The organism is Mycoplana dimorpha (genome assembly GCF_003046475.1).
GTDB lineage: Bacteria > Pseudomonadota > Alphaproteobacteria > Rhizobiales > Rhizobiaceae > Mycoplana > Mycoplana dimorpha.
Window position 1 is genome coordinate 1 of sequence record NZ_PZZZ01000013.1, and the last position, 23588, is coordinate 23588.

23 protein-coding genes, 3 pseudogenes and 1 other annotated feature are annotated in these 23588 nt (G+C 62.3%); of the genes and pseudogenes, 25 read left to right on the top strand and 1 reads right to left on the bottom strand.

Annotated features, from left to right (window positions below):
- Positions 1-75: 75 nt before the first annotated feature.
- The 4 genes and pseudogenes from C7449_RS20795 to C7449_RS20810 all read left to right on the top strand — a co-directional run.
- Entirely contained in the window at positions 76-951 is an 876-nt protein-coding gene (locus tag C7449_RS20795) for a glycine betaine ABC transporter substrate-binding protein (RefSeq protein WP_108004828.1), read from the top strand.
- A gap of 72 nt (positions 952-1023) precedes the next feature.
- Entirely contained in the window at positions 1024-1284 is a 261-nt protein-coding gene (locus tag C7449_RS20800; RefSeq protein ID WP_108004829.1) for a helix-turn-helix domain-containing protein, read from the top strand.
- Between the two features lie 313 nt (positions 1285-1597).
- Positions 1598-2836, top strand: coding sequence for a mechanosensitive ion channel family protein (locus C7449_RS20805; protein WP_210204778.1), 1239 nt, complete (start codon positions 1598-1600; stop codon positions 2834-2836).
- Positions 2837-3029: 193 nt separating this feature from the next.
- Positions 3030-3085: a sequence feature (sul1 is cis-regulatory element that is thought to sense ions involved in sulfur or methionine metabolism; They are found in Alphaproteobacteria), on the top strand.
- 100 nt (positions 3086-3185) lie between these two features.
- Positions 3186-3356: pseudogene (locus C7449_RS20810) on the top strand (SulP family inorganic anion transporter); the annotation flags it as partial.
- A 69-nt stretch (positions 3357-3425) separates the two neighbouring features.
- Here the strand turns inward: C7449_RS20810 and C7449_RS20815 are convergent.
- Positions 3426-3890 (bottom strand): DUF2254 family protein, encoded by a 465-nt coding sequence (locus C7449_RS20815; RefSeq protein WP_210204773.1) that lies wholly within the window; start codon positions 3888-3890, stop codon positions 3426-3428.
- A gap of 531 nt (positions 3891-4421) precedes the next feature.
- Here C7449_RS20815 and C7449_RS20820 point away from each other — a divergent pair.
- The 21 genes and pseudogenes from C7449_RS20820 to C7449_RS20920 all read left to right on the top strand — a co-directional run bounded on the left by C7449_RS20820 (position 4422) and on the right by C7449_RS20920 (position 23461).
- Positions 4422-5579, top strand: a complete 1158-nt coding sequence (locus C7449_RS20820; RefSeq protein WP_210204774.1) for a molybdopterin-dependent oxidoreductase — start codon at positions 4422-4424, stop codon at positions 5577-5579.
- 10 nt (positions 5580-5589) lie between these two features.
- Complete coding sequence (locus C7449_RS20825; RefSeq protein WP_108004831.1) at positions 5590-5886, top strand: sulfide dehydrogenase; 297 nt, start codon at positions 5590-5592, stop codon at positions 5884-5886.
- A gap of 238 nt (positions 5887-6124) precedes the next feature.
- On the top strand, positions 6125-6499 hold the full coding sequence (locus C7449_RS20830) for a cupin domain-containing protein (protein WP_210204775.1): 375 nt from the start codon (positions 6125-6127) through the stop codon (positions 6497-6499).
- A gap of 178 nt (positions 6500-6677) precedes the next feature.
- Complete coding sequence (locus tag C7449_RS20835; RefSeq protein ID WP_210204776.1) at positions 6678-7043, top strand: TetR/AcrR family transcriptional regulator; 366 nt, start codon at positions 6678-6680, stop codon at positions 7041-7043.
- A 174-nt stretch (positions 7044-7217) separates the two neighbouring features.
- On the top strand, positions 7218-8489 hold the full coding sequence (locus tag C7449_RS20840; RefSeq protein ID WP_108004850.1) for an amino acid ABC transporter substrate-binding protein: 1272 nt from the start codon (positions 7218-7220) through the stop codon (positions 8487-8489).
- Between the two features lie 144 nt (positions 8490-8633).
- Complete coding sequence (locus C7449_RS20845; RefSeq protein WP_108004832.1) at positions 8634-9506, top strand: branched-chain amino acid ABC transporter permease; 873 nt, start codon at positions 8634-8636, stop codon at positions 9504-9506.
- Positions 9507-9518: 12 nt separating this feature from the next.
- Complete coding sequence (locus C7449_RS20850) at positions 9519-10502, top strand: branched-chain amino acid ABC transporter permease (protein ID WP_108004833.1); 984 nt, start codon at positions 9519-9521, stop codon at positions 10500-10502.
- Complete coding sequence (locus C7449_RS20855; RefSeq protein WP_210204777.1) at positions 10499-11260, top strand: ABC transporter ATP-binding protein; 762 nt, start codon at positions 10499-10501, stop codon at positions 11258-11260. Before C7449_RS20850 ends, C7449_RS20855 begins: the two co-directional genes overlap by 4 nt.
- Positions 11257-11970: an ABC transporter ATP-binding protein gene (locus tag C7449_RS20860; RefSeq protein WP_108004834.1), complete on the top strand. Its 714-nt coding sequence runs from the start codon at positions 11257-11259 to the stop codon at positions 11968-11970. The genes C7449_RS20855 and C7449_RS20860 overlap by 4 nt, the downstream gene beginning before the upstream one ends.
- A gap of 272 nt (positions 11971-12242) precedes the next feature.
- Positions 12243-12344: pseudogene (locus tag C7449_RS22500) on the top strand (DDE-type integrase/transposase/recombinase); the annotation flags it as partial.
- 264 nt (positions 12345-12608) lie between these two features.
- A complete protein-coding gene (locus C7449_RS20870; RefSeq protein ID WP_108004835.1) occupies positions 12609-13280 on the top strand; it encodes a GntR family transcriptional regulator in 672 nt (223 codons plus the stop codon).
- Positions 13277-14137, top strand: a complete 861-nt coding sequence (locus C7449_RS20875) for an ABC transporter permease (RefSeq protein ID WP_108004836.1) — start codon at positions 13277-13279, stop codon at positions 14135-14137. Before C7449_RS20870 ends, C7449_RS20875 begins: the two co-directional genes overlap by 4 nt.
- Positions 14134-14922: an ABC transporter permease gene (locus C7449_RS20880; protein WP_108004837.1), complete on the top strand. Its 789-nt coding sequence runs from the start codon at positions 14134-14136 to the stop codon at positions 14920-14922. Before C7449_RS20875 ends, C7449_RS20880 begins: the two co-directional genes overlap by 4 nt.
- Positions 14923-14952: 30 nt before the next feature.
- Positions 14953-15981 carry an ABC transporter substrate-binding protein gene (locus tag C7449_RS20885; protein WP_108004838.1) on the top strand — a complete coding sequence of 343 codons (1029 nt, stop codon included), beginning with the start codon at positions 14953-14955 and terminating at the stop codon, positions 15979-15981.
- A 75-nt stretch (positions 15982-16056) separates the two neighbouring features.
- On the top strand, positions 16057-17178 hold the full coding sequence (locus C7449_RS20890) for an ABC transporter ATP-binding protein (protein WP_108004839.1): 1122 nt from the start codon (positions 16057-16059) through the stop codon (positions 17176-17178).
- Between the two features lie 14 nt (positions 17179-17192).
- Complete coding sequence (locus C7449_RS20895) at positions 17193-17888, top strand: RraA family protein (RefSeq protein WP_108004840.1); 696 nt, start codon at positions 17193-17195, stop codon at positions 17886-17888.
- Positions 17881-18603: an HpcH/HpaI aldolase family protein gene (locus C7449_RS20900; RefSeq protein WP_170115979.1), complete on the top strand. Its 723-nt coding sequence runs from the start codon at positions 17881-17883 to the stop codon at positions 18601-18603. The genes C7449_RS20895 and C7449_RS20900 overlap by 8 nt, the downstream gene beginning before the upstream one ends.
- Before the next feature lie 28 nt (positions 18604-18631).
- Positions 18632-20236 carry a 5-guanidino-2-oxopentanoate decarboxylase gene (locus C7449_RS20905; RefSeq protein WP_108004842.1) on the top strand — a complete coding sequence of 535 codons (1605 nt, stop codon included), beginning with the start codon at positions 18632-18634 and terminating at the stop codon, positions 20234-20236.
- Between the two features lie 163 nt (positions 20237-20399).
- Positions 20400-21526 (top strand): annotated as a pseudogene (locus tag C7449_RS20910) (IS3 family transposase).
- Positions 21527-22218: 692 nt separating this feature from the next.
- Entirely contained in the window at positions 22219-23067 is an 849-nt protein-coding gene (locus tag C7449_RS20915; RefSeq protein WP_108004843.1) for an MBL fold metallo-hydrolase, read from the top strand.
- A 121-nt stretch (positions 23068-23188) separates the two neighbouring features.
- Positions 23189-23461: a hypothetical protein gene (locus C7449_RS20920; protein ID WP_146165123.1), complete on the top strand. Its 273-nt coding sequence runs from the start codon at positions 23189-23191 to the stop codon at positions 23459-23461.
- The last annotated feature ends 127 nt before the right edge of the window (positions 23462-23588 follow it).

A 23588-nucleotide genomic window follows, 5' to 3' on the forward strand; every position in this document is an offset into this window, starting at 1 on the left:
TGAGCAGCGCTGCCTGCGCTCGAAGAGGGCGGCGTACGCGCCGCCGAATGCGAACCTTCAAAAAAAGGAGCAAACATGTTCAGGACACTCGTTACCATGAGCCTCGCGGCCGGGATCTTCACCGGTACGGTCGGCCCAGCACTGGCGCAGGACAAGGCGCCGGTGAAGATCGGCTGGTCCGCCTGGTCCGACGCCGAGTTCGTGACCAAGCTTGCCGCAAAGCTCATCAAGGACGAGCTCGGGCAGGAGGTCGAACTGATCCAGACCGACGTCGCGCCACTCTACCAGGGCGTCGGCCGCGGCGATCTTGACGCCATGATGATGGCCTGGCTTCCGGAAACCCACGCCGACTATTTCGCCAAGATCAAGGACAAGGTGACGACGCTCGGCACCGTCTACGACGGTGCGAAGCTCGGTTGGGTGGTTCCGAAATACGTGCCCGAGGACGCCATCGCCTCGATCGAGGATCTCAACAAGGCCGAGGTGACGGAAAAGCTGAACGGTCGCATCGAAGGCATCGATCCCGGCGCCGGCCTCACGCGCCTTTCCGAGCAGGCCGTCAAGGATTACGAACTCGGCGACTACAAGCTGCAGATCTCCAGCGAAGCTGGCATGCTGACGACGGTCGACCGGGCGATCCGCAAGGAGGAGTGGTTCGTCGCCACCTCCTGGAGCCCGCACTGGATGTTCGGCAAGTATGAGTTGCGCTACCTCGACGATCCGAAGGGCGCCCTCGGCAAGGCGGAGCATGTCGACGTGCTCGCCCGCAAGGATTTCGAGAAGGACAACCCGGAGGTCGCAGCCTTCCTGTCGCGCATGAAGCTGCCGATCGGGGACCTCGAGGCGGCAATGTTTAATGCTCAGGAGACTTCCTACGAAAAGGCCGTCGACAAGTACGTCGAGGATCACCCGGACCAGATCAAGGCCTGGCTCGGTCAGGAAGACGGCTGACGCCGAGGATTTGATCGGCGATCGCGCCTCGCGGCTGCGCCCGCGGGGCCATCAACACGAAGGAACCCGAACATGTACAACGACACCCTTGCACCGCGAGCCGCTTTCGACGCGGCATACGACACAATTGGGGGGCGGATCTCGCTTGCCCGTGACGCTGTTAGTCTTTCGGTTGAAGAGGCCGCGGCCGTTACGGGGGTAACGACCGAAACCTGGTCCAATTGGGAGAACGATCGGGCAGCGCCACGCGCCAACCGCCTCGACATGCTGGCACGCATCCTTCAGGTCAGCATCGCGTGGCTGCTTCACGGACAGGGGAGTGGGCCGCGCTAGGCTGGGGCGCCCGGCAGAATGCCAAGAGGCACGGTGATCATTCGTCGAGCCTATAGCTGGGCGCGCCGTCACCGACGGCAGGGCCTCGAGCATCGCGCCAAAAAGACTGTCGAGATCCGTTGTTCATCCTTTACGCGCAGATGCACATGCAGACAGGAGTCCTTCGGCAGCAGTTGAACCGGCCGTCCCTCATGTCGTCCGGCAGTGCACAACTAGAAATGTGCCATCTCAAAGATTGTAGGAAGCCTCGCTCTGGCCACCGTTCTCGCAGCTTTGATAGACGCCGGTCGAACAGACTTCAGAAATGATGATGATCTCACAGTTCACTCAAATACACCCGGTCCTTACAACCGGAATGGCGCTTCTTCTACTCGCCTGCGCCGCCCTGTTCGCCAATTATGTGGTGAAGGCATTACTGGTGCGTGCCCTCAATCGCGTGCTGTCCTTGACCGCCTATGGCCGCGACCCGGAGTTGCGACGGTATGGCCCTATCGAAAGACTGGCCAATGTGATGCCGGCGCTCGTCATTTCGAGCGGTATCGCGCTCGTGCCGAACATGCCCGCTGCTGCCGTCATTGTGATCCGCAACGTCTCCAGCGCCTTCATGATCGTGACGGTCGCCATGGCCATCAGCGCCGCCCTGAACATCGTTGATACCATCTACCACAGGCGATCCGAAGCGCGGCTAAAGCCGATCAAGGGCTATGTCCAGGTGGTCAAGATCGCGATCTACGTCATCGCGGCGCTCCTCGTGATCGCCACGCTGATCGATCGCTCGCCGCTGATCCTGCTGTCGGGACTTGGGGCGATGGCCGCGGTTCTCATCCTGGTCTTCCAAGATACGTTGCTGTCGCTGGTGGCCGGTATCCAAATCTCCTCCACCGACATGGTTCGCGTCGGCGACTGGATCGAGATGCCTGGCCAGAATGCTGACGGTGACGTTGTCGAGATCGCCCTGCACACCGTAAAAGTTCAGAATTTCGACAAAACGATCACCACCATCCCGATCCGCAAGCTCGTGACCGACCCGGTGAAGAACTGGCGCGCGATGCAGGAAGCGGGCGGACGTCGCATCAAGCGTTCACTCCATCTTGACCAGACTAGCATCCGCTTCCTTGACTGCGAGGATGAGGAAAGGCTGTCAAAGCTCGATCGCTTGGAAATTTATCTGAAGCGCAAGCAGGAAGAACTGGCGGAATGGAACGGCAAGCTCGGAGAACGCGCTCGTATTCCCGCCAACACGCGCCGCGCCACCAACATCGGTACATTCCGCGCCTATGTGCAGAACTACCTTCGCAAGCATCCCGGCGTCCGTCAGGACATGACGATCATGGTGCGGCAACTCCAGCCGCAGCCCAACGGCCTGCCGCTGGAAATCTACTGCTTCGCCAACACAACAGGCTGGGGCATTTACGAGGGCATCCAGTCAGACATTTTTGATCACCTGTTCGCAATCCTGCCGGAGTTCGACCTGCGCGTGTTCCAAAACCCAACTGGTGGAGATTTCCGGTTCCGCTCGCCGGAACGAACGGCTGCCGGCAGGCATGGCTAACCGGGGCGACGGCTTATCGACCCAGATCGCCGTCCATCTGCATCGCCTCTTGGTTACTTGCAATCGAGCGGCAACCGCCTATCCAGGCATTCGTACCATCCGTTCGAGATCCTGCTTCGCCTTTGTCCACCAATCGCGGGCAAGGAGACATGTTCGTTGATTGATAGCGATTTTACGCTACAAGCCGCGTCCACATGGACCCGGTGAGACTCCGGGCGGCTCCTCTGGCCGCCAATCCGCCAGACGACACAGCAACGCAACCACTTTTCTATTCCAGGACCGAGCTTCCCTCGGCCCAGCGACTCTTTCAAACTACCGTCAAGAGTGGTTCTCCAATGTCCGTGCCGACGTGCTCTCTGGCATTGTCGTCGCGCTCGCCCACATTCCCGAGGCGATCGGCTTTTCCGTCATTGCCGGTGTCGATCCCAAGGTGGGCCTCTATGCTTCCTTTGCAATCGCCTGCGTCGCCGCCTTCGTCGGCGGGAGGCGTGGTTGGATATCCGGCGGAGGCGCCGGGTCGATATCTCAGCTTAGGGCCGATTGAGCCTGCCAAGCCAAGCGAACACCCAACAGTATCTGAGGTTCTGGCCTACGAAGCCGGCGGCAGACCATCGTCACAGTTTATGGGGAAAACCGGCACGGTCCAGCGGCCAGACCGGACGACCCTGCTCACCATGGCCCGGGTCGTCAGCGTGATGATGCCGGCCAGGCTGAACAGGAAGGATCCGACGAAGGTAGCCAGAGCATTTTGGGTAGTGCTGTCCTCCATGACCAGACGCGTTGCACGGGGCGTGACATTGCTGGATGCTGCTGAATACGCTGAAACCATTGTGCTGAGTGAGAAGGTAGTCACCGTCAGCATGCTGGACGCTATAATGCCCAGGATATTGTCCACAGCGTCGGCGCCTATCTTGGCTGGCAAGTCAGCCGGGATCCATGGTGAAACAAAGATGGCCAGAAGTGCGGTTGCGACAGCAAGGACCGAAAAAAGTGCTGCCCGAAACCATATGCGCCGCGCGATTTGCAACAACCACCACGTCAATTTCGATGTCATGCAAGCCTCCGGGATTTAGCGAATGTTGCAATGGACCGGCCAGCCTCAAGGCAAGAACAGCGGACGATCGGCTCGTTGCCGTCGAAATTATATGGGTTCAGTGACTTTGACATCGCCAAAGCCGGAGTATGCGCCTGCCTAGGAGCTGCCAGCCAAGTAAATCTGTACGGCGTCGCCAGGAAAAATTGGGCCTCATCCTCGGAGAATTGCATCGGAGACAGAGGCATGAACGCCCTCGGGGCAAGCGCTTCTGCTCCCATTCACTGAGGGAAAAGTCTAAAGCTAACAAGCCGCTAGTTCACTGGAGGAAGCCCGGGCAAGGAGCGGGCTCGAGTGCAACTGGCGCACCAATGAGCCGTGGCCGGCTCATGGGCGGCCCGAGATCGACGGACGCAGCAATGCATGATATGGTTGTATGCTCGCATGTCGGCCGTACCCTAAAGGGATACAAGTTCCTGGAGGAACAGCATGAACAGGCGGCAAGTGTTACAAGGCGGAGCGAGTGTGCTTCTTCTTGGAGGGGGATTGGGGATGTCCCCGAAGCTCCTGCTGGCAGCGGACATGCTTCCGGAAGGTACGACCGCCATTCAGACGCTCGAAGCTCTCCCCGGCAAGGTGCCGCTCATTCGCAAAACCTCCCGGCCACCCAATTTTGAAACGCCGGTCAGCTTTTTCAATGAGGCCTTTACGCCGAACAATGCTTTCTTCGTCCGTTATCACCTTGCCGATATTCCGGAGGTAGACGCCTCATCCTGGAAGCTTGCTGTAGGCGGGCCGGCGGCGGGTCGGCAGATCGAGTTCACGCTTGATGATCTCAAGAAGAACTTCGAGCAGGTTGAGGTCGCGGCGGTTTGCCAGTGCTCCGGTAATCGCCGCGGTTTCTCGGAACCGCATGTGCCAGGGGTGGAATGGGGATCGGGCGCGATGGGTAACGCACGATGGAGTGGCGTACGCCTGAAGGATTTGCTGGAGAAAGTCGGCCTTGCCGACTCTGCTATCGAAATAGCTTTCGATGGCGCCGATGGGCCAGTTTATGACAAGACGCCCGATTTCCAGAAAAGCATACCTGCTTGGAAGGCGATGGAAGAAAATACGCTCGTCGCCTATGAGATGAACGGCGAGGCCTTGCCCCATTGGAACGGATTTCCTGCAAGGCTCATCGTGCCGGGCTGGACAGGCACCTACTGGGTGAAGCATCTGGTCGGCATCAAGGCGCTTGCAGAGGCGCTGAAAGTGTTCTGGATGAACCCCGCCTACAGGGTCCCTCGTGCGCTTTTCCCGATCATTGAACGATTTACGAGCCAGGAACCGCCCCATTCGCCTTCGACGCCGATCACCGAAATGGTGGTCAATTCAATGATCACTAACCTCACAGATGGCGCAGAGACAAAGGCGGGGCAACCGATCGACCTCAAAGGGATCGCATGGGACGGCGGCTACGGTATCGTCGAAGTCGCCATCTCGAGTGATGGTGGCAAGAGTTGGACGCCGGCTACGCTCGGTGAAGATCTCGGCCGCTTCTCGTGGCGCCAATGGTCGCATCAGATCGCGCCGCAACAGCAGGGGTCGGTGACCGTGATGGTGCGGGCCCGCAACAAGATGGGGCAGACCCAGGTCGATTCCCTGCTCTTCAACGGGGCAGGGTACCAAAACAACGTCGTGCAGACGCTCCGCCTGACCGTGGCTTGAGGAGGCGCTTATGCCGGTTCGCCGAGAAGGCTTGCTGATCGTCGCTGTCTTCGCCGCCTTCTCCTTCGAGGCCAAGGCCGACAGCCCCGAGTTCGAGCTGAAGGCGGGGAGCAACCTCGATGTCGTTGAGCAGAACTGTGCCGCCTGCCACAGCCTGGAATATATAGAAATGAACTCGCCGTTCCTCGACCAGACGGGCTGGGCCGCGGAGGTCACCAAGATGGTGAAAGCTTTCGGAGCGCCGATCGAGACGGCCGACCAGCAGAAGATTATGCAATACCTCACGACGAATTACGGCAAGAAGTGAGGCGGAGAATCTGGTGTTCATCGTTCGTGCTCAAAGATCTCCGTTGCCGATCTGCTCGGCCTGAGGAGGTTTCCGAAGGCATGATTATTGCGCGACGGCGGTGGACGGCACCGGCACCGATTTGAATGCGGTGAGTGAGGCGCTCGCCCAATCGCGTGCGATCTTTGATTAGACTGACCGGTCAATAGTGAGGGAGCGAAGGGGTCCGCCGCTATTCGTGACAGTCAGCAGAGAGGAGATGATCGTCATCACCAGAACCATCGAGACTCGGGGCTTCGACAAACCCGACGACTTGCTCGACATGAAAGAATGCGGGGGAATCGCTATTATCAAAATGGGGACTGGAGCGACCGGCATGCACGCGGTGTTCGAGCCGGGCTGGACTTGGGAAAAGGACGAAAAGCCGCTTCTCGGCAATCCCGACTCCTGTCCCATGCACCACACCGGATATTGCATCGCCGGTACCCTGGTGGTGCGCATGCTTGGTACCGGAGCGAGCACGAGGATCACGCCCGGAGACTTTTTTGAGATCCCGCCAGGCCACGACGCTTATGTCGAAGGCGACAACCGAGTGGAACTGATGCTCTTCGCGCCGCCCGAACAACGGCACTAACCCGTGGCAACCCATGCTCGTCGCCGTCCCCTAGACGGTCGAGGTTAGGTCCGCGTTGCGTTTGAAATGCGCTCCGGCCGTGACACGTGGGCCGCTTTCTCCGGGGCCGCAGCACGGGACCTTCTGTGCCCACTTAACCGACCTTCCTTGTCGGAAGATGATGTAGGACAGTTTCTCAATGAGTGATTCCGCCAAGGAACGCATGCTCAATGCAAGGTTGAGCATGCTCCTGCGCCATGGCTTCAACGACCTCGGCATCAAGGCGGTGCTCAAGCAGACAGGTGTGCCAAAAGGTTCGTTCTATCATCACTTTGCCAGCAAGGAGGATTTTGCCCTGCAGGTGATCGGGCGCTACATGGACGAGGTCCACCTGGCCTTGACGAGGTGCTCCGTGACCGTTCGCTTCCGCCGCTCGACCGTGTTCGCAAGTTCTTCAGATCGTGGAGATGGGCAACGCGCTACCGACGCGCGCGGTGGACGATGCGCCGGCGCGGCTGGTGCTGCGCGATGCCGGGGCGAGGACCTCGTGGCCGACCACGCCTGAACTGCGGCCGAAGGGCCGGCGCGGATCCGGTTTGCCGGCCCGCAAGTACAGCATCCGAATGCGATCTGCCTCTTCCATCCGAATCAAGCAATTCTTGTGCCGACTACGGACATATGCTGGTATGATATCAGTGCCACTTTCCAATCTGATAACCGGATTAAGGGAGTTTGCATGATGTCCACCAGCAGAAGAGGCTTTTCGCGGCGCCAGTTCCTTGGCGGGAGTGCCTTCGCCTTGGCGGCAGGCACGTTGGGAATGCCGTTCATACGAACCGCGCGAGCGCAGGCCCCGACCTTCAAGGTAGGCGTCATCACGTCCCTGTCCGGTGACAACATCCTGGGCGGCAACCTCACCAAGCGCGGTTACGACCTGTGGGTCGACGCCATCAACGCCAAGGGCGGCGTGGAGGTGGGCGGCGACCGCTGCAAGGTCGAGATGTTCTATGGCGACGACCAGAGCAGCCCCGCCACCGGCGCCGACGCAGCCGAGCGACTGATCGTGCAGAACGAGGTCGACGTGCTGTTCGGGCCCTATACCAGCGGCTCGACCATCGCCGTGCAGCCGATCTGCCAAAAATACCAGGTGCCGATGATCTCCGGCTCCGCCGAGTCTCCCAATGTCTGGAAGGCCCAGCCCGAGTTCAATTTCGGCATCATCCCCGCCGTGGACACGACCGCCGGCAAATCGCTTGCGGTGCTGGCCAAGATGTCGAACCCCACCGCCAAGACCATCTCGGTGATTGGCGTCAACGAACCCTTCTCCAAGGAGACCGGCGAAGGCTTCCGCGACGGCGCCAAGGAGGCGGGTCTCAATCTCGTCGCCTACGAACTGGTGCCGGCAGAGGGGGACCTCACGCCCGTGATCTCCAAGATCGCCGCGCTCAAGCCCGACATCGTCGCCGTTGGCGGCCACGAGGAGCCGCTAATCAATTTGGTCAAGACCTCGAAGTCGCTGGACTTCCGGCCGAAGGCGCTCATCATGCATTACGGCGTCACCGACCCGGCCTTCGCACAGGCGCTTGCCGCAGATGCCAACGGCACCTGCGGCGTCGCCGTCTGGCTGCCCTCGGTGCCCTACAAGGACGACTTGTTCGGCACCGCCAAGGAGTTCGCTGAGATGGCACAGAAGAAGTCGGGGCACGAGCCCGACTACACAGAGGCTGCGTGCGCGGCCAGCGGCCTGGTCCTTGGCGACGCCATCAAGCGGCTGGGCAAGAAGCCCGCACTCAAGCCGGGGGACCGCGTGGCCCTAAAGGACGCCATCGCCGAAACGGACATCCACACCTTCTACGGTCCAATCAAATTCGAGCGGAAAGGCGATCACTATCACGACAACATCCAGCCGGTGCCGGTGCTGATCCAGATCCAGGACGGCAAGACGGTCGCGGTCGGGCCGAAGGAGGCTGCTGCGGCCGCGCTCACCTACCCGCTGCCAACCTGGAAATAGACGTGTCCATGGCGGACGCGGCGGCCCGGGCGCCCGCACCGTTCTGATTGCGACGATGCCTGCACGCGGCGAGAAAAGCCCAGGCCGCAGCGCGCAGCCATGAAGCATGCCATCCGGTTCCCTCTCTGACGGACGGTTCCTGAATTGGATCTCTTCCTGCAAACCTTGCTGAACGGCCTTCTGATCGGCGGTGTAATCGCCACCTTCACGATCGGCTTCCAGCTCACCTTCGGCGTGCTCCACGTCATTGACTTCGCCGTCGGCGGCTGGGTGGTGCTGGGCGGATACCTCGCCTACTACATGGCCGCGGAGCTCGGCCTCGACGGCTTTCTGGCCATCCCGGTGGCCTTCGTTCTTTTCGGGATGATCGGATACCTGATCGGGCCTGTCCTCTACAATGTCCGCAATAGCCGCACGGCGCGGCCGGAACTGATGGCGCTGGCGCTAACCTTCGGTCTGTTCACGCTGCTGCGCGGCGGCATGCTGACCGCTTGGGGCTTCAACACCCACAGCGTGCCGACTGCGCTGAGCGGGGAGAGCCTGAGCATCGGGCCGGTGACGGTGCCGCTGATTCGCGTCGCGGCGGCGGCGTTCGCCGCGAGCATCGCGGGCGGACTGTTCGTATTCCTCTATCGAACCCGCTATGGCCTGGCGATCCGCGCCACGGCCGAGAGCCGCCAGAACGCCGCGCTGATGGGCGTCAACATCCGCCGCCTAAGCGCCAACGTCTACGGCCTCTATGCCGGGATCACCGCCATGGCCGGCGTGCTGATGGGTGCGATCTATTCGGTGAACCCCGAGGTCGGCTTGCGCTATACGCTGTTCGCCTTCTTCGTCGCCGTGCTCGCCGGGCTGGGCTCTGTCGGCGGCGCGCTGGTGGCGGCCCTGCTGCTCGGTGTCATCGAGGCGTTCGTGTCGACCTATGTGGGATCGAGCTATTCGCTGCTGGCGATCTTCGGCACGCTGTTCCTGGTGCTGCTGGTGTCCCCGCGCGGGATACTCCAGCGGGGTTTGTGAGGGCGGCTCGACATGAAGTACCGCTGGGTCAGCCTTGTCCCCCTGATCGCGGCAATCGTGCTGCTGGCGCTGCTGCCGGCGCTGGTCAACAACTACTGGCTGCGCATCGCCACCGGTGCGCTGATGTGGGCGGGGCTGGCCTGTTCGTGGAACATGCTGGGCGGTTATGCCGGCTACATCAATTTCGGGCAGTCGGCCTTCTTCGGGCTTGGCGCCTACACCAGCGCGCTGCTGATGGGCGACCCGCTTAGCCTGCCCTTCTTCGCCACTATCCCGGCCGGCATCGTGGTGACGGCGATCTTCGCCATCATCATCGGTGCGCCGACGCTTCGGCTGCGCGGCGCCTATTTCGCCATCGCCACTTGGGCCTTCGCCGAGGTGCTGACGCAGTTCGTCAATGTGGTGGACTTCACCGGAGGCATCGGCGGCTTGAACCTGCCGCCATTCCTCGATGAGCGTTTCTTCTACTTTACCATGTTCGCCGCCGCCGTGCTGACCTACCTCGTCACCTGGGCACTATTCGAACGTTCCCGTTTCGGGCTGAAGGTCAAGGCGCTGCGCGACCACGAGCCGGCGGCGGAGGCGATGGGCATCAACACCGCGCTGGTGAAGTTGCAGACTTTCCTGCTCAGCGCGGTCACCGCCTCGGTGTTCGGCTCGATTTTCGCCTATTGGGTCACCTTCATAAACCCCAAGAGCGTGTTCGGCGGCGACATCACCGACCAGATGGTGGTGATGGTGCTGCTGGGCGGTCTGGGCAGCCTGTGGGGCCCGGCAATCGGCGGGGTGGGGCTTTTCGTCGTCAACCGGCTGATCTGGATGAACTGGGGCGACACCGCCTTCTACATCGCCATTCTCGGCGCTGCGATCGTGCTGGTGGTGCTGTTCCTGCCCAACGGCATTGTCGGCCTGTTCGCGAAGCGCCCCGCGAGGTCCGGCACCGTGCTGGACAAGGCTGTCAACCGCCTTGCCGGTGGTGAGGGAGGGCATTCGTGAGCCGGACCAACTTGGCAGTAGAAAATGACGAAATACGCTCAGCCGGCGGCTACATCCTGACGGTGCACGATCTCTACCGTCACTTTGGCGGCATCAACGCCGCCAATGGCGTCAACCTCAACGTCGGCCGGCGCGAGATCGCCGGACTGATCGGCCCCAATGGCTCGGGCAAGTCGACGCTGTTCAGCCTAGTGGCGGGCACGATAAAGCCGGACCGCGGCCAAATCCACTTCGACGGCCACGAAATCGCCGGCATGAGCCCCCACAGGATCGCCCGGCTGGGGCTTGCCCGGACCTTCCAGATCCCCGCCATGTTCGACAACATGACCGTGACGGAAAACCTGCTGGCCGCCGCGGCCCAGGATCACTGGCAGGGCGCGCATGAGCGCGCCGCCGACACGCTGTCGTTGCTGAAGCTGGAGCATGTTGCCGACAACCGCGCATCCGATCTTTCGGGCGGCCAGCAGAAGCTTCTGGAGTTCGGCCGCGTCATCATGCGGCAGGCATCCCTCATCCTGCTCGACGAGGTGACGGCAGGCGTGCATCCCAACATCCGCAAAATCATGTTGGAAGCAATCGCCAGGCTGCGCGAGCGCGGCATTTCCTTCCTCATCATCGAACATGACATGGAGATGGTGCGCAACGTGTGCGACCGCATCATCGTGATGGATTCCGGCCGCGTGGTGGCCAGCGGTTCCTTCAACGAAATAGTACGCAATTCGGAAGTCATGCAAACCTATCTGGGGCGGCCGCAATGACCACGCTCGCCGCCGAAAACATAATCACCGGCTATGGCAAGCAGGAGATCGTGCACGGCGTGTCGCTGACGGCCGAGGCCGGCAAGATCACCTGCATCTTCGGGCCGAACGGCTGCGGCAAATCCACCCTACTCAAGGCCATCGCCGGCGCGCTCCCGATGTGGAGCGGCAGCGCCAGCCTGAACGGCACGACGCTCTCCAACCTTCCCGTCCATGATGTCGTTCGGCAGGGGCTGGTGCTGATGCCACAAGGCGGCGGCGTGTTTCCGCGCCTAACCGTGTTGGAGAACTTGCGCATGGGTGGCTACGCGCTTTCCGACCCGCGACTTGTGGAGAGCCGCATCGAGGCGCTGATCGATCAGTATCCCTCCCTGGCGCGGCGGCGGCGCACGGCAGCAGGATCGCTGTCCGGTGGGGAGCAGGCGATGCTTTCGCTGGCTCGCGCGCTGGTTTCGGCGCCGAGCTTCGTCCTGCTCGACGAGCCTTCCGCCGGACTGTCGCCGGCCATGGTGATCGAAACTCTGGAGCGTATCACCGAGCTTACCGCGCAGGGCATCGGCATATTGATGGTGGAGCAGAACATCCGCGAGGCCATGCCCATCGCCGACAAGCTGTACATCCTCGCCGCCGGCGAAAAACGCTTCGAAGGCACGCCAAGCGACGTTCGCGACGACCGCCAGATCATGGACATTTACATGGGCGGCGCCTGAAAGGGCTGACCGGAAACTCCACCCCGGCGGGCATCTCTCTTCCCATGCGGCAGGCTCGGCCCTTGCTGCACTTGGCCGTTTCCGCTAGGACGCCGCTGTCCTCAGGGCGAGGTCATGTCTGGATGACGCTCATTCGGAAAGGTGGTTCTAGAGATGGAGTCATGTCTCCGGCCTCTTGAAGAGGCCCCATCAAAGCCTGGGATCAAACACCGCTACTGTCACGTTGCTTTGCGGCAAGGCGTGAGCAGGAACGCCCCGAAACGGCAAAAGACGACACCTGGCATGCCGACGAGATTGTCGTGCGCATCAACGGTCAGAAGTGTCGGCCATGGCGAGCCGTTGATCAGGACGGTTATATGCTCGATGAGATCGTCTAAAAGCTCTGGCCCACCCGAAGCCAAGCGGCTTAGGACGCTGGCACACGCAAAGCTGAAGCGCCTCCTGTGATGCTCAATGCGGCTTTAAAGGACCTTTTGGTGAATGTTTGGTCCGCCCGTCCATGCCGGGGGGCACGACTCCTTAGGTGACAGCCAGTTGGGTACGATCGCCTCGTCAGCCGTTGACATGAAATATTCCGATGATATCCTGAAAATATATTTTGCGGGGAAGCGCCATTGCAGTCTCCTTCGAACAAGAAAATGCGCCTGAGCGACGTTGCCTATCAAGGGCTGCGCAACGCCATCATCAAGGCGGAGCTGCTCCCCGGTTCGCCGATCGACGAAAAGGAATGCATGGAGAGGCTCGCCGTCGGACGCACGCCGCTGCGCGAAGCATTGCAGCGGCTAGCGCAGGAGGATCTGCTGCTGGCGGTTCCGCAGCGCGGCTACTTCGTCTCCTCCACCTCCGCCACCGACTTCTTCCAGCTCCAGGAATTCCGCCTTCAGGCCGAGGTCTGGGCGGCCCGGCTGGCGGCCACCCGCATCACCGACGCCCAACTCGATCGCCTCGCGACGCTGATCGAGGAGGCGCGCACCGGCGTCGAGGCCCGCCGCATGGACATCGAATGGCATCTCGGCATCGACGAGGAAATGCACAAGCTGATCGCGGAAGCCTCCGGCAACACCTATCTCGTGCAGGCGCTGACGCGCCTCTACGCGCTTTCGGTTCGCAGCCTCTACGTGTCGCGCATTCCGGTCGCGCTGCTCTTCGAAGACCTCAGCGACATGGTCGTGATCCACCAGGCGCTCGCAAGCCGCGACCCCGACAATGCCGAGGCGGCGATGCGCGCCCATCTTTCCGTCGGTGCGACGAGCCTCATCCGGCCGGTCGAGCCGCCGTTCCGTGAGAACCGCATGGAGACGCGGAAATGACCGCGCCGCGCCGAGGCAATCTCGTGACGCTGGCGCTTCTCGCCCCGTCGCTCCTCAGTGCAATCCTCCTCCTGGCCATACCGATCCTGATCGTCATCGCCTTTTCCTTCGCCGAGCAGGACACCTATGGCGGCGCGAAATTCGGCTTCACGCTGACCAGCTACCGCGAACTCTTCCAGGCGATCTACCTGCCGATCTTCCTGAACTCGCTTCAGTTGGCGGTGGTCTCGACCGTCATCTGCCTGCTGGTCGGCTATCCGATCGCCTATTTCATCGCGCTGCGCGCCGGACGCTATGCCGGCCTGCTGCTGGCGCTGCTCCTCATTCCCTTCTGGATCGACTTCATCGTGCGCATGTCGGCCTGGATGGTGCTGCTCGGCCGCAACGGCACGATCAACAGCGCGCTCGTCGGCCTCGGTGTGATCGAACAGCCGATCCGCATGATCGGCACCTATCCGGCCGTGCTGGTCGGCATGCTCTATGCCTTCCTGCCGACGACGGTGCTGCCGATCTATGCCGCGCTCAGCGGGCTCGACGGGCGGCTCCTCGAAGCGGCCGACGATCTCGGCGCCACGCCGCTGCAATCCTTCTGGCGGATCACCTTCCCGCTGTCGCTGCCGGGTGTCATGGCCGCGATCCTGTTCGTGTTCGTGCCGGCCATGGGCGTCTATGCCATCCCCGTCCTGCTCGGCGGCGGCAAGAGCATCATTCTCGGCAACCTGATCGTCCAACTCTTCCTCGATTTCCGCAACATCCCGTTGGGTGCCGCTGTCTCCGTGGTGCTGCTGGCGATCTCGTCGGTGATCATCGTCTGCTACATGCGCGTGCTGCGCTCGGTCGAGGAGGCGCGGGTATGAGAAAGATGCTCGCTCTCTACGTCCCCGCCGCGACGCTTCTCGGCTATGTCTTCCTCTTTGCGCCCTTGTTGGTGCTGGTGATCTACGCCTTCAACGGCGGCCGCTCGACGGTGGTCTGGGAGGGCTTTTCGCTCGCCTGGTTCGCCGAAGCGCTTGTCGATCGCGGCCTCAGGGCCGGCTTGCAGGTCAGTGTCATCGTCGCCATCGCCTCGGCGGTGCTTGCAACGGCGATCGGCACCAGTGCTGCGCTCGCCGTGGTCAAGCGCCCGTTCGCCGGCAAGAACCTGTTTTCGACGCTGGTGATCGCGCCGCTCGTCCTGCCGGAGATCGTGCTTGCCGTCGGCCTGCTCGTCGCCACCGTCTGGACCGGTGTTCCGCTCGGCTACGGCACGCTGATCGCCGGCCACGTGCTCGTGTCGATCCCATTCAGCTTCTTGATCGTGCGCGCCGCGGCGTCCGGCCTTGATCCCCGCCTCGACGAGGCGGCGGCCGATCTCGGCGCCAACGGCAGGCAGATTTTTGTGCGCGTGACGTTGCCGCTGCTGTTGCCCGCCATCCTCTCGGCTTTCCTGCTCTGCGCGGTGATTTCGTTCGACAATTTCGTCGTCTCGACCTTCGTCTCCGGGGTCGGCTCCACGCCGCTGCCGATCCAGATCTACGCGATGCTGAAAACCGGCCTGACGCCGAAGATCAACGCGCTCGGCGCGATGCTGATCGCCGTCAACGTGCTTGTCATCCTGGTCGTCATGGGGCGCTACCTCAAGACGATCCGCAAGCCTTCATAAGACCACCAACCAAAAATGGGGAATGAGACAATGAAAAACTGGAAAGCTTTGCTTGCATCGGTCAGCCTAATCGCCTTCACGTCCGGGGCATCGGCCGCCGAGCTCAACATCTATGCCTGGTCCGGCGAAGTGCCGCAGGAGATCGTCGACGACTTCGCGAAGGAAACCGGCATCACCGTGACCTTCGACACCTACGATTCCAACGAAACGATGATGGCCAAGCTGTCGGCGGGTGCCAGCGGCTACGACCTCATCGAACCGAGCCAGTACACGGTGCAGGTTCTCGCCAAGCAGGGGCTATTGCAGGAGCTGGACCATGCCAAGATCCCGAACATCGGCAATCTCGGCGCCCCCTTCAAGAACGTTTCCTTCGACCCCGGCCAGAAATGGTCCGTTCCCTATATCTGGGGCACGACCGGCCTTGCCTACAATGAGGATTGCGTAAAGACCCCGCCGACGAGCTGGAAGGCCCTGTGGGATCCGCAGTATGAAGGCCGGATCTACATGCTCGACAACATGCTGGCCGCCTATATCGCCGGTCTCCAGGTCAACGGCTTCGACGCCGGCACCACCAAGGCGGAGGAGATCGAGAAGGCGACCCAGTCTCTGATCGAGCAGAAGAAGGTGCTCGGCGGCTACAACAGCACCAACTACGGCGACCTGCTCGCCACCGGCGAGGCTTGCCTGGTGCAAGGCTGGAACGGCTCCATCGCCCAGGTGATGGCAACCAACCCGAAGGTCAAGTACGTCATTCCGGAGGAAGGCGGCTCGATGTGGATCGACGGCTTCGCCATTCCGAAATCGGCGAAGAACGTCGAGGAAGCCTACAAGTTCATCGACTACATCATGCGCCCGGACGTCGCCGCCAAGGCGGCAGACCTGTCGAAATCGGCAACCGTTATCGACAAGGCAAAGGAACTGCTGCCGAAGGAAGTGGTGGAGAACGCCGCGATCTATCCGCCGGAAGCCGCGCTGATGAAGGCCGACTTCATCCTCGACGTGGGCGATGCCACGAAGCTCTACCAGGATGGCTGGACCAAGGTGAAGACCGCCCAGTAACGGCGCGCCGCATCACTGGCGGCCGGATGCCGATATCCGGCCGCCCTCCCCCTTCTCAGCGAGTTCCAGAACGATATGCCGCCTGACACCCCAGAGCCGGCCGGCGCAAGCCGTGTCGCCATCGAACTAATCGATATCCGCAAGGCCTTCGGCGCCAGCGACGACCAGACGACCTATGCCGTCGATCGGATGAACCTCAAGATCAGGGCGGGTGAGTTCTTCACCTTCCTTGGCCCGTCCGGCTGCGGCAAGACGACGACGCTGCGGATGATCGCCGGCTTTGAGGAGCCGACCTCCGGCCGGCTGCTGCTCGACGGCAAGGAGGTGACCGGGGTGCCGGCGCACCAGCGCAACGTCAACACCGTGTTCCAGAGCTACGCGCTGTTCCCGCATCTCAATGTCGGCGAAAATGTCGGCTTCGGCCTTTCCGTCAAGGGCGTGGCGAAGGAGGAAATCCGGCAGCGCGTCAAGGCAGCACTCGAAAGCGTGCACATGGCCCATGCCATCGTCCGCAAGCCCTCGGCGCTTTCCGGCGGCCAGCAGCAGCGCGTGGCGCTCGCTCGCGCGCTGGTCAACCGGCCGTCGGTCCTGTTGCTCGACGAGCCTTTCGGCGCGCTCGACCTGAAGCTTCGCCGCGAGATGCAGATGGAGGTGAAGGAGATGCAACGCCGCCTCGGCATCACCTTCATCTTCGTCACCCACGACCAGGAAGAAGCACTGACCATGTCGGACCGCATCGCGGTGATGAGCAACGGCGTCATCCAGCAGGTCGGCGGGCCGGTCGAGATCTACGAGCAGCCGGCCAACCGCTTCACCGCCGGCTTCATCGGCGACATGAACCTGGTCGAGGCTCGCGTCACCGGCCGCAGCGGCGACCGGCTGGCGCTGGATGCCGCCGGCAGCCGCTTCGATCTGCAATCCGATCTCGCCTTGCAGCCCGGCGATCGGTGCACACTCGCCATCCGGCCGGAGGCGCTGCATTTCGTCGACGGCGATGCCGGCCCGCCGATCCGCTTTTCCGGTACGCTCAGCGAGGCGGTCTATATCGGCACCGATACCGTCTACGGCCTGGCGCTTGCCGACGACAGCCGCCTGCAGGCCCGCGTGCGCAACAGCCGTGACCGGTCGATCCCGCAAACGGGAGAGCCGGGCGTTGTCGCCTGCGCCCCCTCCGCCATCAGAATTCTCACGCAATAGGAAGCCATTTCATCATGTCGATCAAATCCTACCGGATCGCCGACCCAGCGCCGCAGCTCGACGCCGGCCTGCTCGCCCGCTTTGCCCGCGTCGAGGCGGCCACCGTCGGCCACTACCTGCACGACCGCTTCATGCGCAATGACCTGCGTCCGCTGATCGACGGCGTGCGGGTGGCGGGTACCGCGCAGACCGTCTCGATCCCCGGCCCCGATTCCACCCTGCTCTACCACGCGATGGACCGGGTGCGGCCCGGCGACATCCTGGTGATCGACCGGGCCGGCGACGAGCGCCACGCCGCCTGGGGCGGCTTCATGGCGGCCGTGGCCAAGGAGCGCAAACTGGCCGGCGTGATCGTCGACGGCATGATCACCGATCCCGCTGCAATTCGCGAAGCTGGTGTGCCGACCTGGGCCCGCGGCGTCTCGCCGATCACCACCAAGCTGCTCAATCTCGGCGGCGGCTACAACATTCCGGTCTCCTGCGGCGGCGTCACCGTCAATCCGGGCGATGCCATCCTCGCCGACGACTGCGGCGTCCTCGTGTTGCCGGCCGAGCAGGTGGCCGGCATCGCCGATGTGGCGCTGGCGGACCAGGAGGACGAGGGAAGCTGGCTGGCGCGCATCCGCGCCGGCGCCAATCTGCAGGATCTGGTGGACATCGCCGGTATGATTGCCGAGCGGCAGCAGAAGGATGGTGCCTCCCATGGCTGACATGCCCCAAAACCTCGCCATCTGGCTCTCGACCCCGCACCAGGCGATGATCGAGATCGCCCATGACATCGGCTATCGCCATGTGGTGCTCGACATCGAGCACGGCCTGTTCGACCTCGAGGCGACGGACCGCATCATCGCGCTCGGCAAGGCGCTCGGCATGACGATGCACGCCAAGGTGCTGGGGCCGAAGGCGATCCCGATCCAGCAGGCGCTCGACATGGGCGCCGACAGCGTCATCATCCCCCATATCGGCGATGTCGAGCATGCGCGCCGCGTGACCGCCTCCGCCAAATACCCGACGCTCGGCACGCGCAGCTTCTCCGGTACGCGTCCCGCCCGCTACGGCGGCGTGAAGCCCGACTACTATGACCGTGAGAACATCAGGACGCGCTGCTATCCGATGATCGAGTCGGCCGCGGCCTTGCGCGACGTCGAAGCGATCCTGGCCCTTCCGACCGTCGATGGCCTATTCGTCGGCCCGAGCGACCTGTCGCTCGATTCCGGCCGGGGCGCCTATCGCAACACCGATGCGGACAAGGCCGACCTAAAGACGATCGCAACGGCCGCCCGGAAAGCCGGCAAACCCTGGATCATGCCCGCCTGGTCGCGTCCAGAGCGCGCCTTCGCGCAGGAACTCGGCGCCAGCCTGATGGTGGTGGCCGACGAATACGGCTCGATCTGGATGGGCCTAGAAGACGCAGCGAAACCGTGAAAACCCCAATCTGAACGGACTATCCCTCATGAACGAGACCATTTCCTGCGGCAGCCGCCTGATGCAGATCCTGAAGGCCTACGGGGTCGATACCGTGTTCGGCATGCCCGGCGTGCACACGCTCGAGGCCTATCGCGGCATGGATGCAGCCGGTATCCGCCACATCGGCGTGCGCCATGAACAGGGCGCCGGCTTCATGGCCGACGGCTATGCCCGCATGTCGGGCAAGCCCGGCGTTTGCGTGCTGATCTCCGGCCCCGGCGTCACCAATGCCGCGACGCCGATTGGCCAGGCCTATTCCGACAGCGTGCCGATGCTGGTGATCACCTCCGTCGCCGCCAACAAGGACCTCGGCATGGGCCGCGGCACGCTGCACGAGATCACCGATCAGTCGGCCGTGACGCGCCCCCTCACCGCCTTTTCCGAGACCGCGAGCAATCCGGACCAAGTGCGCGAATACATTGCCCGCGCGTTCGCGCTGTTCGACAGCGGCAGGCCGCGCCCGGTCCATCTCTCCATCCCGCTCGACGTCTTCAAGGCCCCAGATGACAAGCCGGCCAGCCGGCGCACCACCGCGCGCCGCCGCGCCCCCGATGCCGCGCAGGTCGAGGCAGCGGCCGCCATCCTCAACGCGGCGAAGCGGTCGGTGATCCTCGCCGGTGGCGGCGCGGTTTCCGCCACAGGCGAGGTCCGGTCGCTGGCGGAGAAGATCGGCGCGGCCGTCGTGCCGACCATCGCAGCCAAGGGCATCCTGCCTGACGACCATCCGCTGGCGCTGGAGGTAACGATCGACCGCGGCGCCACTCAGGCCTTTGTTCGCGATGCCGATGCGGTACTGCTCGTCGGCACCGAGCTTGCCGAACCGGACATCTGGCTGGACGGCTCGCTGCCGATGAATGGCAAGCTCATCCGCATCGACATCGATCCGGCGACGTTGGTGCGCGACTACGATGTCGACGTCGCCATGGAAGCCGACGCGAAACTGGCGGTGGCGGCGATCACGGACACGGTCTCCCGGGCCACAGGCTTCAAGGAGTCCAATGCCATTGCCGCACTGCGCGCCGCCGAGCGCGAGGCCCTGACGCCGCTCGAGAAGAAGCATGTCCGCGTGCTCGACAGCCTGCGCAACGCTATCCCCGACGACGGTGTCGTCTATACCGACATGACGCAGCTCGCCTATACTGGTTATGCCTTCTATCGCAGCGCCCTGCCCCGCACCTGGCATTTCCCGGCCGGCTTCGGCACGCTGGGCTATGCCCTGCCGGCAGCGATCGGCGGCAAAATCGCAAGTCCCGAGACCCCGGTCGCGGTCATCGTCGGCGACGGCGGCTTCCAGTTCACCCTCCAGGAACTCGGCACCGCGGTGGAGAACAAGCTGCCGCTCGCCATCATCCTCTGGAACAACGACAGCCTCGCCCAGATTCGCGACGGCATGATCGTCCGCGACATCCCGACCATCGGCGTCAACCAGCACAACCCGGATTTCGTCAAACTCGCTGAAGCCTATGGCTGCCGAACCGCCGAGCCGGACAGCTTCGAGGAACTGGAGGCGGCGGTGAAGGCCGCCTTTGCCGCGGACGGCCCGACCGTCATCCACCTGCGCGAAAACGCCAGTTTTTTGACGGCGTGCTAGCCACTACCGTCGGCACCTGCCCTGGCCGTCGGTTGCGTCGCGTCGCTGTTGCCGATTTCGTGCCGGCGTGAGGGTCCCCTCACCCGCGGGCAAATCTGTCAGCCTGAATAGCCCTTAGATTTGTGCACGCCTTCTTCCCTATTTTTGAGGCAAGGAGGCCATGATGGGGTCTGGCAATTTCAGTGACGAGTTCAAGCGCGATGCTGTCGCGCAGATTACCGAGCCGGGCTATCCGGTTGCGGAGGTGTCGCAGCGGCTGGGCGTGAGCCAACACTCGCTTTACGCGTGGAAGAAGAAGTTCTCGAAGCCATCAGGAAGTGATGGGGATCAGGCGGCAGAGATACGTCTTCTGAAGAAGGAGCTGGCGCGCGTCACCGAGGAAACGCGACATCTTAAAAAAAAGCCACCGCGTATTTCGCCAAGGATGCAAAGTGAGATACGCGTGTTGCCGAGCATCGCCAGCAGTTCACGGTGCGAGCGATGTGCCGCTGCCTGCGTATCCGGCCCAGTCGTTTCTATGCCTGGCTGAAGAACCCGCTGAGCAAACGGGCTCGGGAAGATGTCCGTCAGACCGAGCTTCTCAGCAAGGCCTGGAATGAAAGCGGCAGGGTCTAGGGTTATCGCAAGCTCCATGACGACCTCCTCGATCAGGGAGAGACCAGTTGCGCCAACCGCATCGCTCGTCTCGCGAGACTGGCCGGGATCAAGGTGCAGATCGGCTACAAGCGTCGGCCCGGCTCCTACGGCGGCAAGCCGTCGATCGTGGTCGACAACACCCTTGCCCGGCAGTTCGATGTCGATGCGCCGGACAGGGCGTGGGTGACAGATATTACCTACATCCGGACCCAGGAGGGCTTTGCCTACCTGGCCGTGGTGATCGACCTGTTCTCGCGCCGCGTCATCGGCTGGTCGCTGCAGAGCAGGCAGACCACCGATGTCGTGCTTCAGGCGTTGCTCATGGCGGTGTGGCGTCGAAAGCCGAAGAGCAAGGTTCTGGTCCATTCCGATCAGGGCTCGCAGTTCACCAGCATCGACTGGGCGGCGTTCCTGAAACACCACAATCTTGAGCACTCGATGAGCCGTCGCGGTAACTGTCATGACAATGCCGTGGCGGAGAGCTTCTTCAATCTCCTCAAGCGCGAGAGGATACGGCGCAGGACATACCGAACACGCGAGGAGGCAAGGAAGGACGTGTTCGACTACATCGAGATGTTCTACAACCCCAAGCGCGAGCACGTCAGGAACGGGATGCTGTCACCCGTCGAGTTCGAACGGCAGCAGGAAATGTAACCCGAGGGTGTCCACGAAATTTGGGGCTATTCAAAACGCGCGGTTCGGTTGTGTCAATCGCTCGGATTTGAGATCGCCTCCCGGAAGCGTTCTGTCACCCTTCGCTCGGCTACGTCGAGCCCTCGTGATGTCTCTACCTACTGTCGGCAGGTGCGAACGCATCGCAATGCCTGGGCAGGCTGCAATCGCTATCCGCTATCCGTCGAGTGTTGCAGAGTTGCACTCGACTCACCTTCCCGTGGATGGTTCGCTGTGGCCGACGTACGGGAGGAGCCATGGCATACGAATGGAACGTCCAGCGCGCGAGACGCACGCGCATTCTCAGGACGGCCGCCATTATAGCGGCCACAATCATGTCAGTCGGTGTCCCTCTGTACATCGTTATTGCCGCGCTCAAATACTGACTTCAGGCTCGTGGTTCCGAGTGCTCATCGAGCAATCGTCGTGATTGGCAGACGTTTTACGCTGCGCCAGCGGGATCCCCAATTGGCATGAGTGCGGGCTCGATGGGCTTCTGAGCCTCACCTGCGCCGTTCCTGGGAGAACGTTTCCTGCGCGCGTCGCCACTTGCTACGCGCCGCAGAACTCGGATACGCAGTTCTCAAGCGGTGCTCGAAGAAATTCCGCCGCTGGGGAAAAGTTTCGCGCTGCCAGCGCCCGCCCCCGATTGATCCCGAGCCGCTAGCCCCCAGATAGACGCCGCGCGAGATGACGGCACTCAGGAGATTTGCGCAGATCTCGCCTATCGCCGTCTTGCAATCGTCAATGTCGTCTTCTTCGGAAGACATGCAGCAGGCGACCGCAATTGGGTTCTTGTTGATGCCGGTGTGATCGGAACGACGAGCCTGATCGTTGAGGCGGCAGAGGCTCGATTTGGCACGAGTTCACGGCCTGCCGCGATCGTTTTGACGCACGGTCACTTCGACCACGTGGGCGGCCTGGAAGAGCTTGCCGAACGATGGGACGCTCCGGTGTACGCGCATGAGCTGGAACATCCGTATCTGAACGGCAGTGCATCCTACCCGCCCCCGGACCCAACGGTTGGCGGTGGCCTTATGTCGACGCTTTCGCTGCTCTACCCGCGTGGGCCGGTCGACGTCGGCGCCAAGCTTCATAAGCTCCCACAAGACGGAACCGTCCCTGGGATGCCGGGCTGGCAGTGGCTTCACACACCCGGCCACACCCCAGGTCACATATCACTCTGGCGCGAGGCGGATCGGACGGTCATCGCAGGCGATGCCTTCATAACCACACGGCAGGAATCTGCTTATGCGATGGCGGTTCAGACGCCGGAACTGCATGGTCCACCGACGTACTACACCACTAATTGGGGGAATGCCCGCGGTTCAGTCGAGATGCTGGCGTCGCTTGAGCCGATACTGGCAATCACAGGGCACGGTTCTGCCATGCGCGGCGATGAGATGAATCGAGCGCTGCACGAATTGGCTGACAATTTCGACCAGGTTGCTGTCCCGGCCACCGGTAAATACGTCAATATCCCTGCAGATGAGATGAAGGGCGGCGAGTACAGGAAGACCTGAGCCAGTGGTGGCGCTCAGGCTGGTGCGTCTTGAGTTATGGCATTGGCCGTATAATATTATCCACTGCCTTCGGTCCAGCGCTGATGGAACTGTTTTCTTCCGCCTGCCATGGGAGGGGATCGTGCCTAGCAGGAAATTCATTCCAAGGGTCCAGAAGCTCAGAGCAATCAAACGCATCGTGGATGCCGTCAGCAGCAACGGCTGGTTCGAAGATCAGGAGTGCAACCGGGCCTGGCTGCGCGACCATCTGTCGACATTGTACGACCGCGGCCTGGTACTTTATGACGAGCTAATGGGATGCGGGGTAGCTGCGGCGAGACACCGCTTCTCTAAGCTCGGGGGAGATGTGCGGGAGAGTGACGGCGTGTCCGGTCCGAAGAATGTCGCCCAATGAGTTCCATCTTCTATCTGGCCAACCGAAGTCTAAGTGCGACGCCCAGTACCAGCCCGACCCCCTTGCAAATATGGTAGATGCTTCTGCAAAATTTGTGGGACTTCGCTCGGTGAAATTCTATCTGAAG

What these genes read in the sequence shown, in the direction of transcription:
- C7449_RS20905 (WP_108004842.1), top strand. Translation starts at nt 18,632, where the DNA reads ATGAACGAGACCATTTCCTGCGGCAGCCGCCTGATGCAGATCCTGAAG.
- C7449_RS20825 (WP_108004831.1), top strand. Translation starts at nt 5,590, where the DNA reads ATGCCGGTTCGCCGAGAAGGCTTGCTGATCGTCGCTGTCTTCGCCGCC.
- C7449_RS20795 (WP_108004828.1), top strand. Translation starts at nt 76, where the DNA reads ATGTTCAGGACACTCGTTACCATGAGCCTCGCGGCCGGGATCTTCACC.
- C7449_RS20890 (WP_108004839.1), top strand. Translation starts at nt 16,057, where the DNA reads ATGCCGCCTGACACCCCAGAGCCGGCCGGCGCAAGCCGTGTCGCCATC.
- C7449_RS20885 (WP_108004838.1), top strand. Translation starts at nt 14,953, where the DNA reads ATGAAAAACTGGAAAGCTTTGCTTGCATCGGTCAGCCTAATCGCCTTC.
- C7449_RS20860 (WP_108004834.1), top strand. Translation starts at nt 11,257, where the DNA reads ATGACCACGCTCGCCGCCGAAAACATAATCACCGGCTATGGCAAGCAG.
- C7449_RS20830 (WP_210204775.1), top strand. Translation starts at nt 6,125, where the DNA reads ATGATCGTCATCACCAGAACCATCGAGACTCGGGGCTTCGACAAACCC.
- C7449_RS20880 (WP_108004837.1), top strand. Translation starts at nt 14,134, where the DNA reads ATGAGAAAGATGCTCGCTCTCTACGTCCCCGCCGCGACGCTTCTCGGC.
- C7449_RS20875 (WP_108004836.1), top strand. Translation starts at nt 13,277, where the DNA reads ATGACCGCGCCGCGCCGAGGCAATCTCGTGACGCTGGCGCTTCTCGCC.
- C7449_RS20835 (WP_210204776.1), top strand. Translation starts at nt 6,678, where the DNA reads ATGAGTGATTCCGCCAAGGAACGCATGCTCAATGCAAGGTTGAGCATG.
- C7449_RS20820 (WP_210204774.1), top strand. Translation starts at nt 4,422, where the DNA reads ATGTCCCCGAAGCTCCTGCTGGCAGCGGACATGCTTCCGGAAGGTACG.
- C7449_RS20900 (WP_170115979.1), top strand. Translation starts at nt 17,881, where the DNA reads ATGGCTGACATGCCCCAAAACCTCGCCATCTGGCTCTCGACCCCGCAC.
- C7449_RS20870 (WP_108004835.1), top strand. Translation starts at nt 12,609, where the DNA reads ATGCGCCTGAGCGACGTTGCCTATCAAGGGCTGCGCAACGCCATCATC.
- C7449_RS20895 (WP_108004840.1), top strand. Translation starts at nt 17,193, where the DNA reads ATGTCGATCAAATCCTACCGGATCGCCGACCCAGCGCCGCAGCTCGAC.
- C7449_RS20815 (WP_210204773.1), bottom strand. Translation starts at nt 3,890, where the DNA reads ATGACATCGAAATTGACGTGGTGGTTGTTGCAAATCGCGCGGCGCATA.
- C7449_RS20800 (WP_108004829.1), top strand. Translation starts at nt 1,024, where the DNA reads ATGTACAACGACACCCTTGCACCGCGAGCCGCTTTCGACGCGGCATAC.
- C7449_RS20850 (WP_108004833.1), top strand. Translation starts at nt 9,519, where the DNA reads ATGAAGTACCGCTGGGTCAGCCTTGTCCCCCTGATCGCGGCAATCGTG.
- C7449_RS20840 (WP_108004850.1), top strand. Translation starts at nt 7,218, where the DNA reads ATGTCCACCAGCAGAAGAGGCTTTTCGCGGCGCCAGTTCCTTGGCGGG.